Origin of the sequence: Caulobacter sp. BP25, from assembly GCF_002737755.1 — a bacterium.
In the GTDB taxonomy this organism is placed as follows: Bacteria; Pseudomonadota; Alphaproteobacteria; order Caulobacterales; family Caulobacteraceae; genus Caulobacter.
Window position 1 is genome coordinate 47,293 of sequence record NZ_PEGH01000012.1, and the last position, 15,096, is coordinate 62,388.

Annotated in this window: 13 protein-coding genes; 1 reads left to right on the top strand and 12 read right to left on the bottom strand. The window is 64.3% G+C overall.

What is annotated here, in order from left to right; all coding sequences use genetic code 11:
* Nucleotides 1–358 precede the first annotated feature (358 nt).
* The gene (locus tag CSW59_RS08925) at nt 359–2,206 is read left to right on the top strand and encodes a beta-galactosidase family protein (protein ID WP_201722757.1); all 1,848 of its coding nucleotides are present in this window, start codon (nt 359–361) and stop codon (nt 2,204–2,206) included.
* Between the two features lie 76 nt (nt 2,207–2,282).
* On the opposite strand, the gene CSW59_RS21320 is transcribed toward CSW59_RS08925, so the two are convergent.
* The 12 genes from CSW59_RS21320 to fucP form a co-directional block, all read right to left on the bottom strand.
* Nucleotides 2,283–2,645, bottom strand: coding sequence for a hypothetical protein (locus CSW59_RS21320; protein ID WP_369825761.1), 363 nt, complete (start codon nt 2,643–2,645; stop codon nt 2,283–2,285).
* Nucleotides 2,646–3,058: 413 nt separating this feature from the next.
* Nucleotides 3,059–6,121: a TonB-dependent receptor gene (locus CSW59_RS08935; protein ID WP_099443708.1), complete on the bottom strand. Its 3,063-nt coding sequence runs from the start codon at nt 6,119–6,121 to the stop codon at nt 3,059–3,061.
* A 394-nt stretch (nt 6,122–6,515) separates the two neighbouring features.
* A complete protein-coding gene (locus CSW59_RS08940) occupies nt 6,516–7,268 on the bottom strand; it encodes an IclR family transcriptional regulator (RefSeq protein WP_099443709.1) in 753 nt (250 codons plus the stop codon).
* 121 nt (nt 7,269–7,389) lie between these two features.
* Nucleotides 7,390–7,737 (bottom strand): L-rhamnose mutarotase, encoded by a 348-nt coding sequence (locus tag CSW59_RS08945; protein WP_369825757.1) that lies wholly within the window; start codon nt 7,735–7,737, stop codon nt 7,390–7,392.
* Nucleotide 7,738: 1 nt separating this feature from the next.
* The gene (locus CSW59_RS08950; RefSeq protein WP_099443710.1) at nt 7,739–8,590 is read right to left on the bottom strand and encodes a fumarylacetoacetate hydrolase family protein; all 852 of its coding nucleotides are present in this window, start codon (nt 8,588–8,590) and stop codon (nt 7,739–7,741) included.
* Between the two features lie 20 nt (nt 8,591–8,610).
* The gene (locus CSW59_RS08955; protein ID WP_099443711.1) at nt 8,611–9,339 is read right to left on the bottom strand and encodes an SDR family oxidoreductase; all 729 of its coding nucleotides are present in this window, start codon (nt 9,337–9,339) and stop codon (nt 8,611–8,613) included.
* A gap of 11 nt (nt 9,340–9,350) precedes the next feature.
* Entirely contained in the window at nt 9,351–10,556 is a 1,206-nt protein-coding gene (locus tag CSW59_RS08960; protein WP_099443712.1) for a UxaA family hydrolase, read from the bottom strand.
* Nucleotides 10,553–10,849 (bottom strand): UxaA family hydrolase, encoded by a 297-nt coding sequence (locus CSW59_RS08965; protein WP_099443713.1) that lies wholly within the window; start codon nt 10,847–10,849, stop codon nt 10,553–10,555. The genes CSW59_RS08960 and CSW59_RS08965 overlap by 4 nt, the downstream gene beginning before the upstream one ends.
* Complete coding sequence (locus CSW59_RS08970; protein ID WP_099443714.1) at nt 10,846–11,850, bottom strand: aldo/keto reductase; 1,005 nt, start codon at nt 11,848–11,850, stop codon at nt 10,846–10,848. The genes CSW59_RS08965 and CSW59_RS08970 overlap by 4 nt, the downstream gene beginning before the upstream one ends.
* On the bottom strand, nt 11,850–12,683 hold the full coding sequence (locus CSW59_RS08975; protein WP_099443715.1) for an amidohydrolase: 834 nt from the start codon (nt 12,681–12,683) through the stop codon (nt 11,850–11,852). Before CSW59_RS08975 ends, CSW59_RS08970 begins: the two co-directional genes overlap by 1 nt.
* On the bottom strand, nt 12,677–13,690 hold the full coding sequence (locus CSW59_RS08980) for a zinc-binding alcohol dehydrogenase family protein (RefSeq protein WP_099443716.1): 1,014 nt from the start codon (nt 13,688–13,690) through the stop codon (nt 12,677–12,679). Before CSW59_RS08980 ends, CSW59_RS08975 begins: the two co-directional genes overlap by 7 nt.
* Nucleotides 13,687–14,991: an L-fucose:H+ symporter permease gene (gene fucP / locus CSW59_RS08985; protein ID WP_099443717.1), complete on the bottom strand. Its 1,305-nt coding sequence runs from the start codon at nt 14,989–14,991 to the stop codon at nt 13,687–13,689. Before fucP ends, CSW59_RS08980 begins: the two co-directional genes overlap by 4 nt.
* Nucleotides 14,992–15,096: the final 105 nt, after the last annotated feature.

Genomic DNA, 15,096 nt, shown 5'->3' on the forward strand with positions numbered 1-15,096 from the left:
TCCTTCGTGAGCAGAAGCTTGAGCGCTCAACGGCTTACATGAATTGGGAGGGGGGCTTGAACACGGGAACGCCTGGGCGCCCCTCGACCATTTCGCTGGTCGCCGCCGCTTTGACGCTCAAATGTATAGATTCCGCCTTAGCTGATGGGCTCTTCGGCCGGCTAGCGGCTCGTAGGTCCATAGCCACAACAAGGCCGTACCGCTCCACAGCGAGAAGGACGGCCGCTCCGCTCTCCTAAACGCAATCAGCGCTAAGGACGGAAATTCACCTAGGGAAGAGACGTTTCGATCCGCGCGGGTTTCTGGCCTGACTTGGCGTGCGCAGGAGGTGTTGGTTGAAGTTCGTAAGGAAGAAGATATGAGGCCGCTTTTTGGATTTATGCTTTGCGCGGCGCTTTCGGCGTCGGCGCTGGCGCCGTTGCCCGCAGGCGCGGCGGCTCCGGCGCGGCGTTTCGAGGTCAGTGGCGCCGGTTTCTTGAAGGACGGCAAGCCCTACCAGGTCATCTCGGCTGAGATGCACTATGTCCGCATCCCGCGCGCCTATTGGGGGGATCGCCTGCGCAAGGCGAAGGCCATGGGTCTCAATACCATCACGACCTATGCCTTCTGGAACGTGCACGAACCGCAGCCTGGCGTGTACGACTTCACCGGTCAGAACGATCTGGCCGCATTCATTCGCGCGGCGCAGGCCGAGGGCCTGGACGTGATCCTGCGTCCTGGTCCCTATGTTTGCTCCGAATGGGAGCTCGGCGGCTATCCGGCCTGGCTGCTGAAGGACCGCAGCGTCCTCCTGCGCTCCACCGAGCCCAAGTACACCGCCGCCGTGGAGCGTTGGATGGTGCGGCTGGGGCAAGAGGTGAAACCGCTACTTCTGAAGAACGGCGGCCCAATCGTCGCGACGCAGTTGGAGAACGAATACGGGGCGTTCGGCGACGACAAGGCCTATCTCGAAGGTCTGGAAGCGACCTACCGGCGGGCCGGCTTGGCTGAAGGCATACTGTTCACGTCCAACCAGGCGTCTGACCTGGCCAAGGGCTCGCTGCCGCACTTGCCATCCGTGGTCAATTTCGGATCGGGCGGCGCTGAGAAGTCGCTCGCGAAGCTGGAAACCTACCGCCCTGACGGTCTCCGGATGGTCGGAGAATATTGGGCTGGCTGGTTCGACAAATGGGGCGAGGAGCACCACGAGACCGACGGCCGTAAGGAGGCCGAAGAGCTACGCTTCATGCTGCAGCGCGGCTACTCGGTATCGCTGTATATGTTCCACGGCGGCACGTCGTTCGGCTGGATGAACGGCGCGGACTCGCATACGGGCAAGGACTATCACCCCGACACGACCAGCTATGACTACGACGCGCCACTCGATGAGGCGGGCAACCCCCGTTACAAGTACGGGCTTCTGGCGTCGGTTATCTCCGAGGTCACGGGCAAGCCGCCCGCGCCGACGCCCGCGCCCAACCTCGCCAAGACCTTCCCTGTCTCGTCCGTGAAGCGCAGCGCCTCGCTTTGGCGCAACCTTCCTGAACCCGTTCTCGCCGATCGGCCGCTGACGTTCGAGGAGCTGGATCAGAACTACGGCTATGTCCTCTATCGCGTCCCGCTTCGCCCGGGCAAAGGTGGCATGCTGACGCTGAAGGGCGTCCACAGCTACGCGCAGGTCTATGTCGACCAGAAGCTGGTAGGCGTGATCGACCGGCGCCTTGATCAGGAAGCCGTCACCCTGCCTGAGCGGACGGGAGCGGCGACACTGGATATCCTGGTCGAGAACACCGGGCGCGTGAACTACTCGCGCGCGATCCGGACTGAACAGGCGGGGCTGACCGGCGAGGTCACCCTGGAGGGGCAGCCGCTGAACGACTGGCGCATGTACCGTTTGCCGATGGATGACGTGTCCAAGCTGCCGATGTCGGCCGAGCCCTGCGTTGGTCCCTGCTTCTACGAGGTGGAGATGACGGTCGACCGGCCTGCCGACACCTATCTGGACATGCGCGGCCTTCACAAAGGCCAACTCTGGCTTGGAAATCGCAATCTGGGACGCTTCTGGTCCGTTGGGCCCGTGCACACCCTGTACACCCCGGCGCCGTGGATGCGATCCGGCGCCAACCGGATCGTGTTCTTCGACCTGACAGGCGAGGGCGCCGAACGTCTCACGACGGTCAAAGCGCCGATCTTCGGCAAGGTGACGAACACGCGCGAGGCGCAATAGTCGAAAGGCGACCACCCTTCGCCGGAACGGTCAGGGTGGTCGCCTCATGCGCCGGTTATCACCTCTCGGCGTCGCCTCAGCGGCTAGAGAGCATCACGACCGCGCTCTTTAGGCCTTCGGCGCGCGCCGTCAGGCGGATGTCGCCGGGTGTCTTGCGCGTTTGGACAAGCGCTTGCGCCCAGCCGTTGTAGGTGGTGCGGAAGGAGGCCTTGTCGGGCTCGTGACAATTGAGGTCGCCGTTGCCGATGCCGATCAATCGCCCTGCGCCGGTCAGTTCGAAGTCCACCCGGACGGCGGCCTTGGGCACGATGACCCCCGCCTTGTCGCGCACCGACATGTTGAGCACAGCGACATCCTGGCCGTCAGGGGTTAGGCGTGTCCGATCCTGCTCAACGACGATGCTGGCCGGGGCGCCAGCGGTGCTCTGCTCGGCTTTCAGAACGACTTTTCCGCCCTTGAAGCCATAGGCGACAAGTCGGTCGGATGCATAGGGAACTGACCATTGGAGATGGTTGTCCTTAGGCGAGCAAGGCTTGGATGAGGGGCCGGCGGTGAATAGGCAAAGGGCGTCCCCTAGCTAGTGGTGCTGCAAAGAGACGCCCGCCACGTCAACGGGGGGCGAACGTGGCGGGCAAGGGGGAGGCGGACTTGCGTCGCGCTTGCAGTCGCGACGCATTTTTTCGGCGCTATCGGTCAGATGGCGCCGATCCGGCCGCTCGGCCACGCGCCGGCCTGCAACCAGATTTCGTTGTAGACGCCACCGGTGAGCGACCTCGCTCGATATCGCCCGCCACGGTGGCTTGGAGGGGTAGGGGCCGCTCCGCTAGTGGAGCGGCCCCTCGGCCTTAGTCATCAGAAGGTGGCGCGCGCCGTCACGGTGAAGGTGCGGCCGTCGTAGTCGACCCAACGCGAGACCTTTTGGTCGTTTTCAAACTCGAACCGCGCGGAGTCGGTGAGGTTGTAGGCGTCCACCGAAAGCGTGAAGGTGTCGGTGACGTTGTAGGAGGCCGACATGTCCAGCTGGCCGCGCGCCCTGACCGAGCGTGCGCCGCCGGTGTAAGTGCCGTTGGCGTTCAGCGGGTAGTCCGAACGATAGTTGTAGACCGCCCGGATGCCATACTTTGGCGTCTCGTAGTAGCCGATCAGGTTGACGTTGTGCTTGGAGATGCCCGGGAACGGAGCGATCGCGGGGCTCTTCGACGTCGTGTAGGCGTAGTTGAAGCTGCCGCCGAAGTTCTTCCAGAAGCCGGGCAGGAAGTCGAGGTTCTGCTGGATATTGAACTCGACGCCCTCGACGGTGGTCGGCTTGTCGAGGTTGTAGGCGCCGCTGGCGTTGACGTGCACCTGCCGGGTGGCGGTGGAGAGGCTGGTGGCGTTGCAGTAGGTGCCGTCCCAGGACAGAGCGCCGAAGCCCCAGGTCGAGCCGTCCGCCGGGCAGATGATCGACGTATCCGTCGTCGTCGCGATGCGGCCGGTGATGTTCTTGTGGAAATAGGCCAGCGAAACCAGGCCGTTGGGGCGGTTGTACCACTCCAATGACAGGTCGAAGGATTCGGCCATGTAGGGGCGCAGCTTGTTATTGCCGATCTGGACCGAGACGTCATAGACGCTGACCGAGCCAGAGCTCAGACCATTGTTCAGGATCTGGCCGGGGTTGACCTTGGTCGCTGGCGAGTACTGGCGCGGGTGCGGGCGGACGTAGGTCTTGTAGTAGGCGCCGCGCAGGACGAGGTCCTCCGTGACATCGGCCACGAAGATCGCCGACGGCAGGAAGAAGTCGTACTTGTTCTTGTATTGGGTGGTCACAAAATCGTTCGGCGAACCGATCGAGTTGGCCGGCGGAGTCTTCCGGTCCAGGACCGTGATCGTATTGACGGTGTCCTCATAGCGACCGCCGAAGCTGCCGCGAACGCGATGGCCCAGAACCTCGGTATCGTACTTCGCCTGGATGTAGAACTGATTGATATCGTTCTCGTTGGTGAAGTTCTTGTCGAAGTAGGCGCCGTCCGCGTACTGGATGTTCAGGCCGGTCGGCGAGAGGCTGCCGCCCGGAAAGACCGCAACAGGGGTCACCGCGCCCAGGAAGCGGCGGATGTCCAGGGTCTGCCAGTTCTTGGTGTAGTTGCCGGCGATGCCGCCCATGAAGTCATCCACGAACGGCGCGGTGCTCAGCATGTCCGGCGTGATCTTCGACGTCTGGATGCCGTAGCCGAAGACGCGGTAGCCCGTGGACACGTACTTTTCGCGTTCCAGGCGCAGGCCGCCCTGGATGCTCGTGATCGGGCCCCATTCGACGAAGCGCTCGCCATCTAGGCCCAGGCTGTTCAGCTCGTTCTTGGCATAGCTTTGCGAGCCTTCCATCCCGAGGCGGATCGAGCTGTTGGCCGAGGTGCCGTTGTTATAATACGAGACCGGATCGTTGACCCCGCCCCAGGTCCAGGTCGTGCCGGCCGCGCCCAGCGTATTCTGCGGCGTGGAGCCGGTGACGTAGGAGAAGCCTCCGATATCGTCCAGACCGGTGGAGATCGAACCGTTGATGTTGCTGCCGCCAACGCGAGTGGGGCTGACGACGTCGACCGAGGTTTCGACCGAGGCGTTGGAGCCCGACGACAGGCTCAGGGCCGCGGCCAGGCGCCACTTTTCGTTGCTCCAGTCGATATTCCCGATGACGCCCCTGGATTTCTGGCGTTGCGAGTAGAGGCGGGTCGAGGAAAGCCCGTTCATGTTGGTGAAGCCGTAGCTCTCGTACAGGTAGCGGCCGTCATTGGTCTGGATCGGCGTGCCCGTCGGCGTAATCACCGTACCCGCGCCCGGCGTCGCGGACGGAGCGACGTAGTTGATCAGGAAGTATTGGACCGTGTCGGGCAGGTTGCGGTCGGTCGAGAAGCCGATCAGCCCGACCTTGGTGTTGTCGTTAGGCTTCCACTCGATGCCCGCCGAGCCCGACCAGACCTTCCCCACGTTCATGCGAGTGTATTGGCGGATAGCGCTGTTAGCCCAGACGCCGTTGGTGGAGGTGGAGCCGGTGTTGCTGGTCACGAAGGCCGACGCAGCGGTCGGAGACAGGCCCAGGGCTTGGCCCAGGGAGCGGCAATACGACGTGGAATTGCTGGCGCAGGCGGTCGGCGAGAAGTACTGGCCGTAGGTTGAGTTGAACTGGGTCGGCGTCAGGCCCGTCATGGCCGCCGTTAGATAGTCGTAGTTGTTCAGGCGGACCGTATCGCGGCGGAAGTTTTCTTTCTTGTAGGCGATGGTCCCGAAGACGGCGAGATCGTCGGTCAAGTGCTTGTTGTAGCCAATCGTCGCGGCCGGGGCGTTCAGGTCGCCGAGAGTGTTGTGCTCATAGGACAGTTTGGCGAAGCCGCCATCCTTGCGCGACAGCGCCGGTGCGATCTGCAGATCGACATTGCCCGAGAGGCCGCCCGAGGTTGTGTTGGCCATCGGCGACTTGGCGATCACGAAGGCCGAGAAGATGTCCGAGTTGAACGCGCCCAGCGGCGAACCCTGGTTGTCGCGCAGCAGCGCGGGGCCGGCGAACGATTGGCCGTTCAGCGTGGTGCGCGCGTACTCGCCGGGCATGCCGCGAAGGTTGATTGTGGCGTCGCGCCCTTCTGCCTCGCGGTTGATCTGGACGCCAGGAATGCGTTGCAGGGCTTCGCCGACGTTGAGGTCCGGGAAGCGGCCCAGGCCGTCGGACGAGATACCGTCGGTGATTTCAATGGCGCTCTTTTTCGAGCGGATCGCGTTGGCGTAGCTCTGCTTGAAGCCGGTCACGACGACCGCTTCCAGGGTGTCGCTCTGAGCGGCGGCTGGGGCGTCGGTTTGTTGAGCGACTGCGGCGGCCGGAAGACCGATGATCGTCGCTGACAGCAGCGCCATGCGAAGAGCGCGCGTCCGACCATTGTTGAAACTCATATTATTCCCTCCTTGTCTGGCTCGCCCTTTTTTTGGCGGCTCATATTGGCCTGACCGCTTCTGTTTCCCCGCTGCGGCCAGCTACGCATTATTTCTCATATAAATAGATTTTTTTGAAAGAAACTTTGTAGCGATCGTGTAGTATTTCTTATAATATATTGAAAATAAAGGAAAAAAATTGCATCCACCGGTTCTTTAGCTTGCCTTGGTTTTGACCTATGGTTGTGAACTTCGGGCTAAGTGATCAAATTTGGTCAGGCCAAATGGGCGCGTGAGGGGGCGGTCGTCATCGACTCATGCCCGACGCTGGTCGCGTTTAGGCGAACCCGCAGAGTGTCCAGATCGCGGGTTGCAGGCATTCGAGCGACGGCGTGTTCTCGCGCGAGGCCCGCGCCTAGCTCACGCCCTGTATCTCGCTCGATATCAGGCGAGCGGTCGTTCGCAGCAGCTCGATTGCGGTTTCGACAGGACGCGCGCCCTTGCGCGCCATGTAGGGCATGGTGAGCGCGGCGATCGCAGCGCCGTCGACCGCGACGGGGGCGGATATGTCCACGATGCCGGGCGTAAGATCACTCTCGGCGCGCCAATAGCCTTGCTTCGCAACACCCGCCGCGTTTGCTAGGAAGCGCTCCCGAGCGGCGTTGTCGACATCCGAAAAGATATCGCTCTGCCATCGGACTTGAATGGCTTCGGGCTGGAAGGCGTACAGCACCATGCCGGACGTCGCCTCTACGATCGGGCGGCGATGACCTGTCCGCACGGAGTAGCCGAAATAGCCTGGGTTCTCGATGCGGGCCACCACCACGATTTCATCATACGAGACGATGGCGAGGTGACAGGACTGCTCGGCCTCGGCAGCGAGATTGCGCATCAGGGGGAGGGCGGCTTCGAGCAGGTTCTTCACGGGCGCCCGCGCCATGCCGAGCGTGAACAGCCTGTTGGTCAGCTGGTAGCCGTCGCCGGATGGCGTCGCCTCGATAAAGCCCTTGAATTCCAGCACGTGGATCATGCGGAAGAGCTCGCCGACCGACCGGCCCAGGGCCACGGAGATCTGGGACAGTGTCATGGCCTGACCGTGCTGAGCGAGCAGATCGAGGATGTCGAGGCCCTTCTCCAGGGCCGGGGCCGTGTACTTACGCTCGGTCAAGCCAGGTTCCTATATGTTCGCATCGCGGCTGTCGCGTTGACTTCTATCGTCTCCCAAGCGCTCAGGCGACGCAGATCGCTTGGGCGGCGCGCTTCTACCAAGTTCGGCCGGACAGGCGCCCTCACGGTTGCTGGCTCAGGGCGTAGATGCGTTGCATGGCCACCCACTTCTCCCCAGGCGGGGCATGGGGCAGGGGGCGTTGAAACTCCCACATGAGGCGCTCCCAGGCCTGGACATCCTCGCTGGCCATGTCCGCAGCAGCCTTGGCCTCGGGCGAGAAGCCTGGCCCCGTTTCCATGATCAGGAAAAGCCGGTCGTGGGCGCGCCAGATCTCCATCTCGACGATATCGGCGTCGCGGATGGACCGCGTCACCGCCGCCGGAACGGCGCCGGGCGCATGCCAGGCCTCATAGCGGGCGATGGCGTCGGCGTCGTCCACGAGGTCTAGGGCAAGGCAATGGCGCATCATGTCAGACCCGCGTCTCGACGACGACCGTCTGGCGCTGGGCGCCCAGGCCTTCGATGCCCAGCTCCATCACGTCCCCTGGGACAAGATAGCGCGGCGGCTTCTGTCCCATGCCAACGCCCGGTGGTGTGCCGGTCGAGATGATGTCGCCGGGTTGCAGGCTCATGAAGCGCGAGACGTAGGAGACCAGGAAGGCGGGCTTGAAGACCATGGTCTTGGTCGAACCGTTCTGGAAGAGCTCGCCGTTGACCTTCAGCCACATGCCAAGGTTTTCGACATCGCCGACCTCGTCCTTCGTGACCAGCCACGGGCCGGTCGGGCCGAAGGTGTCGCAGCCCTTGCCCTTGTCCCAGGTGCCTGTGCCGTCGATTTGGAAAGCGCGCTCAGACACATCGTTGATCACGCAATAGCCGGCGACATACTCCAGCGCCCGCTCTTCGGAGACGTAGCGAGCCTCCGTGCCGATAACGACGCCCAGTTCGACTTCCCAGTCCAGTTTGGTCGATCCTATCGGCTGGATGACGTCGTCGTCCGGCCCGCAGATGGCGCTGGTCGCCTTGGTGAAGATCACGGGCTCGGTCGGAACCGGCAGACCGCTTTCGGCGGCGTGGTCGGCGTAATTCAACCCGATGCAGATGAACTTGCCGACGCGGCCGACGCAGGGGGCCAGACGGCCCGGAGTAGCGACCACTGGCAGACTGGACAAATCCAGCCTAGCCAGTTTGGCCAGGCCGTCGGGTGAAAGAGCCGCGCCGTCGATGTCGTTGACGACGCCGGAGAGGGCACGGACCTGGCCCTGGCGGTCCAGGAGACCTGGGCGCTCTTGGCCGTTGGGGCCGTAGCGGAGAAGCTTCATCGGTTATGCCTTCTGGGGGATCAGTTGATCCAGCCGCCGTCGATGATGTGGATTTGGCCGGTGGTGAACGCGGACTCGTCGCTTGCGAGATAGAGCGCCAGCATCGCCAACTCCTCGGGTTTGCCCAGCCGCCCCATGGGCTGACGGGCGGTGAACGCCTGATGTGCGGCTGCATAGTCGCCGGTGTCGGCCAGGCGCTGGTTCAGGGAGGGTGTGTCGACGGTGCCGGGGCAGATGGCGTTGCAGCGGATCCCCTGGCCCACGAAGTCGGCGGCCACGGCCTTGGTCAGGCCGATGACGGCGGCCTTGGTCGCGCCATAGGCGAAGCGATTGGGCACGCCTTTGATCGAGCTGGCCACCGAGGCCATGTTGATGATCGAGCCGCCGCCCGCCGCCAGCATGGCCGGTAGGAAGGCGCGAATGGCGCGGTATTGCGCCGTGACGTTCAGGTCGTTGGAGAGCGTCCACGCCTTCTCGTCGCAGTCCAGAATGGTGCCAGTGTGCACGTAGCCGGCGCAATTAAACAGGACGTCGATCGCGCCGAGTTCTGTCGCCAGCGCGTTGACGGCGTCCGGGTTCAGGACATCCAGCTTGCGCGGCTCGCAGCCCTGGACCTGAGCCAGCAGAGCCTCGTTGATGTCGGTGGCGATCACCCGCGCGCCCTCGCGCGCGAAGAGCTCTGCGCTGGCCTTGCCGATGCCCTGCGCGGCCGCCGTCACCAAGGCGGTCTTGCCGGATAGTCTTCCCATGATGCTGTTCCTTAGCTCGCGCGCCGCAGCGGCAGGCAGGCCGGACCGATCGGGTCGAAGGCCTTGTAGGTTAGAATGAATTCCTGATGCCCAAGGGCCTCGGACACCGTTCGCTGACCGCCAGCGACGGCGAGGACAAGGTCGAAGATCTCATCGCCCACTTCGTCCAGCGTTCCGCGGCCTTCCATGATCCGGCCGGCGTCGATGTCCATGTCGCCCGCGAGCTTGCGATAAGTCTCTGGGTTCGCGCAGACCTTGATCACCGGCGAGATCGCCGAGCCGACAACTGAACCCCGGCCCGTGGTGAATAGGGTGAGGTGGGCGCCGCAGGCGATCAGCTCGACGATTTCAGCGTTGTCCGAGATGTTGGGGAACCCGTACCGAACCTCGCCGTCGGGAACGACGTCCAGCAGATAGAGGCCGCCCGTCGGAGGATGATCGCCTGGCTTGAGGATGCCGACGATCGGGGCCGAGCCTGATTTGGAATAGGCCCCCATCGATTTTTCTTCCTGGGTCGTCAGGCCGCCCTCGGCGTTGCCTGGCGCGAAGCTGCCGTAGCCCATGACGGTGTAATAGGCCTCTGCCTTGCGAACGCTGGCTTCGAGTTCCGCGCCCAGTTCGGGCGTGATCGCGCGGCTGGCCATGATCTTCTCGCAGCCTACCAGCTCGCCCGTCTCCTCGAACACGCAGGCTGCTCCCGCTGCGCCCAGGCGATCAAAGGCGCGGCCCACGGCGGGATTGGCCGTGATGCCGGAGGTGCCGTCCGAGCCACCGCAGATCGTGCCAATGACCAGCTCGGACACAGCCATCGAGACCCGAGGCGTGGCGGCGGCCTGGGCTTTGAGACGGGCGACCGCCTCGACGCCCTTGCGGATGGTCTCGGCCGTGCCGCCGCTCTCCTGGATGATCAGGGTTTCGACAGGGCGGCCGCTGGCGGCGACCGTCGCCGCCAGCGCCTCGCGATTGAAGCTCTCACAGCCCAGCGAGACCAGCAGCACGCCGCCGACGTTCGGGTGCGTACCGATCGCCTGCATGACCTTGAGGGCGTAGGCGTTTGGATAGCAGCCGGGAAAGCCGATCAGGTGGACGTCGGGATCGTCGCTTCGCGTGACGATCGTGCGGGCCACGTGGTGGGCGCACTCGACCAGATAGGCCACGGCCACCACGTTGCGGATTCCCTTACGGCCGTCGGAACGGAGATAGCCTTGAATGCTCATGCCGGATCCTCGCCTGTCGCCTGGCGTGTGTGGCTGGCGATGTAGTCGCTCTTCATATTGTGCATGTGCACGTGCTCGGCGGGCTCAGCAGGGGCGGTCATCGAACCGATGGGCGCGCCGTACTTCAGCACTTTCTCGCCGATCGAAAGCGCGCGACGGGCGATCTTGTGGCCGACCGCAACGTCGCTGGCGGCGACGATGGATTGACCGTTGATCTGCAGCGTCTGGCCAGCCCGGATCGGCGCGGCAAGAACCAGGATGTTGTCGTCCGGATGCAGCAGAACCATGCTCATGCGCGCACCTCGTCCTCGGGGACGGGCGCGTCGGCATGGAGCAGCCCGGCCTGGCGCAGGTCCCGCCAGAACGCCGACGGGATCGGCGCGGCGAGCCAGCCAAGCGCCTGGGTCACCTGAGTGGCGGACGCCAGGCCTGGAATGACGCTGGTCACGGCGGGGTGGGCGAGCGGGAAGCGCAGGGCCGCAGCGGGCAGGGCGACGCCGTGGTCGCGGCACACCGCCCTAAGACGCGCCACGCGCTCGATGATCTCGCGGGGGGCTGGTTCGTAGTTATAGTGCAGCGGCGCCCCAGAGGTCGCATCCTCGACCAGGACGCCCGAATTGAAGGGGCCGCCGACGATCACTGACACGCCCTTGGCAGCGCAGATCGGAAGGAAGCTGTCGAGCGCCGACTGTTCCAGAAGCGTGTAGCGGCCGGCTAGCAGGAAGACGTCGAAATCGGTGTGGGATGAGGCCTCCAGGCAAACCCCCCACTCATTCACGCCCAAACCGATGGCGCCGGCGAGGCCCGCCTCGCGCAATTCGACCATCGCCCGGTAGCCGCCTTCGAGGAAAGTCTTCAGCTGCGCCGAGTGCGCGTCGCCGTGGGTCATGCGACCCAGGTCATGAGCCAGAAGTACGTCGACCCGGTCGCGACCCAGCCGTGCGAGGCTAGCCTCGAACGCCGCCATCACGCCGTCGTAGCTGTAGTCGAACACGGGCTCGAACGGCGCCGCGCCGGCGAACCCATGCCGCACGGCGTCGGCTGGGGCGTCGATGGGTTCGAGCCGCCGGCCCACCTTCGTGGAAATCTTGGCAGAGCGGGGAAGCAGGTCGCCCAGCCGGCTCTCGCTGAGGCCGAAGCCATAATGCGGCGCGGTGTCGAAATAGTCGACGCCGGCGGCGAGCGCGGCGTCGACCGCCGCCCGAGCGGTCCCATCCGAGACCGACGTATAGAGGTTTCCGAGCGCTGCGGCGCCAAAGCCGAGACGGGGCAGATCGGGTCGGCGGGGCTTCATCACAGTCCTGCATCCAGACGATAGAACCGACGCGCGACGTCCGAGAATACCGCTTGAGCGAACGTGGGCGCGCGCAGGGCGGGGACTCTTCTCGCTTGCTCGAGCCATGCGGCGTAGTCCGTCGCGAGGTTCACCACCGGCCAGTCACTGCCCCACATCAAACGATCCGGCCCAAACAGCGCGATCAGCTGATCGACATACGGGGTGATCACCTCCGGCGGCTGATCGGGTCTCGCCTCGGTCAGTAGGCCCGAGAGCTTGCAATGCACTTGGGGCAGGGCGGCGAGCCGGGACATTGCGTCGGCCCATTCGTCGAACGCGTCGCGAGCGATCGGCGGCTTTGCGCCGTGGTCGATAACGATCCGCAGATCGGGCCGCCGCGTCGCCAGGGTCAGCAGGTGCGGCAGGTGACGCGTGAGGACCAGGGCGTCCAGCGACAGATCATAGGTCACCAGGGCGTCGATCGCCGGCGCCAGCTCCGAGCGCGCGATCCAGGCGTCATCGGGCAGGTTCTGCAGCATGGGTCGCACGCCCTTGAACTTCGGGTGAGCGGACAGCGACGCGATCCGCGCGGGCGCCTGCGGCGAGAGAAGATCGACCCAGCCGACCACGCCAAGAACGAGGGGCTCTTCGTAGGCGAGCCGCAGCAACCAGTCGGTGTCGGCGTCGCTCGCCTGGGACTGGACCGTTACCGCCCCGACCAGATCCGGGCCGGCTACATCCCGCAGGTCGCGAGGTTCAAAGTCCCGGTGGATCGCCGCGAGATCGGATGTTGGCCAGACACAATCGTTCTGTCCGATACGCCAAAAGTGTTGATGGGCGTCGATCAGCACGAGACGATCGCCTTGATCACGCCCGCTTCGGGCGTCATCCATTGGGGCAGATCGGTCGCAAGATCGGACAGCCGGCCACTGTGCGTGTTCAAGGCGCGCATGGGCGCCTTGCCAGCACGGATCGTCTCCACCACCATTTCGAAGTCCTCCAGCGTGGCGTTTCGACTGGCCAGCAGCGTCGTCTCGCGCTTGTGGAATTCCGGGTCGGAGAACGTGATGTCGGCGCTGACGACCGAGATCAAAACGTAAGCCCCGCCGTGGCCGACATAGGCGAACCCTGCTTCCATGGCTTTCGGATTGCCGGTCGCGTCGAAAACCACGTCGAAGAAGTCGCCCTCCGTTAGCATGCCCAGTTGATGGGCGGCGTCCGGACCGAGATCGACGGTGTGGTCGACGCCGATGTGTTCGGCGCAGAAGTCCAGGCGATCGCGCCGACCGTCCAGCGCCGTGACGACCCCGCCCGCGAGCTTGGCGAACAGGGCTGCGGCGATACCGATGGGGCCCGCGCCAACGACGAGGACGCTTTGTCCAGGCGTGATCCGGGCGCGGCGCACCGCATGGGCGCCGATGGCCAGGAACTCGACCATGGCCGCCTCATCCAGGGACAGGCCCGAGGCCTTGCCCACGAACTTGGCCGGGACACAGAGATATTCCGCAAGCCCCCCATCGACGTGGACGCCGAGCACTTGGATGTTGCGGCAACAGTTGGGCTTGTCCTTGCGGCAGGCCGAACAGGCGCCGCACGACATGTACGGCATGACGTAGACGGTGTCGCCAGGCGCGAGATCGACGTTGTCCGGCGCCGAGACCACCTCTCCCGCCAGCTCGTGTCCCATGATCCGCGGGTAGGCGAGGTAGGGCTGCGTGCCACGGAAGATGTGCATGTCCGTGCCGCAGACTCCAACGCGGCGAATACGGACCAGAACCTCGCCCTCGGCAGGAACGGGGCGAGGGCGTTGCTCCAAGACTAGCTCGCCCGGCGCTGTGCAAACCAGGGTGTTCATCATGCGAGAGGCGCCTTCGGAGCGGAGTTGGTGTCGGTGGACAAAGCCGCGCGCGCCGCTGACAGGCCGTAGGCCGCGACGACCGCGAAGCAGGCGCTGGGGATGAGGATGGCGTAGTTGATGGCGCTGAGGTCCGAGACCGCGCCCATCAGGGCGGTAAAGACCGCGCCGCCAATGATCGCCATGACGAGGAACGACGATGCGGTCTTGGTCAGTGGACCAAGGCCCTTGATGGCCGTCGCGAAGATGGTCGGGAACATGATCGACATGAAGAAGCTGGTCGCGGCCAGAGCGAGGAGGCCAGACTCGCCGCCGGCAAACGCCGCGAAGAGCGTCAAAGCCGTATTGATCGCAGCGAACGCCGCCATCAGCTTATTCGGGCTGACCTTGACCATCGCCGCGGTCCCCACGAAGCGTCCGACCATGAAGCCGACAAGCGACCAGGTGAGGTAGGTTGCAGCCGTTTTCTCGCCCATGCCGACCTCGTGCTGGGCATAGCGGATCATGTAGCTCCACACGCCGACCTGCGCGCCGACGTAGAAGAACTGCGCCATCACGCCGAACAGGAAGTGTGGGCGACGGAGCAAGGCGGCGATCGCCGTGCTCGCCGACGGGGCGTTGGCGACGTCTTCCTTCTGTGGCCGGGTTGCGGCGGCGGGGAAGCGCGTGAAGGCCACGAGAAGCGCCCAGGCAAAAACGACGGCGGCGATGACCAGATAGGGGACCTGGGTCGATCGGGCTTCCTGCGCCTGGAAAGCGGCCAATTGCGCCGCGCTCATGGCGTCGAACTGCGCCTGGGTCGGCTCGACGCCGGAAAGGATGAACTGGCCGCCCAGGACGACCGCCGTGATCGAGCCCAGCGGATTGAAGGCCTGGGCGAAGTTCAGGCGGCGCTCGGAGGTCGCCGGATCGCCCAGGACGGTGATCAGCGGATTGGCCGAGGTTTCCAGGAACGCCAGTCCCGACGCGATGACGAAGAGGGCGGCCAGAAAGAGAGGGTACTCGAGAACGGCGGCGGCCGGGTAGAACATCAGAGCGCCAAGGCCAAACAGGCTAAGGCCGACCAGAACCGCAGTCTTGTAGCCATATCGCCTCATGACGATCGAGGCTGGCAGGGCGAGGAAAAAGTATCCGAGGTAGAAGGCAGACTGCACGAGGCCCGATTGCAGATCCGAAAGGAAGAACGCCTTCTTCAGGTGCGGGATCAGCACGTCATTCAGATTATTTGCGACGCCCCAGAGAAAGAACAGCGCGATGATGATCGCCTGGGTCAGAAGCGACCCGTCCTGACGTGCCCTAGTCATCTTCTCTCCCAAACTGTCCGGCGCCTTCGCGCTCTCGTGTCCAGCGATTGCAGTCGCTGCATTCCGCTTATCGTTAGTAAAAAGCATTGCATCAATAAAATTCTT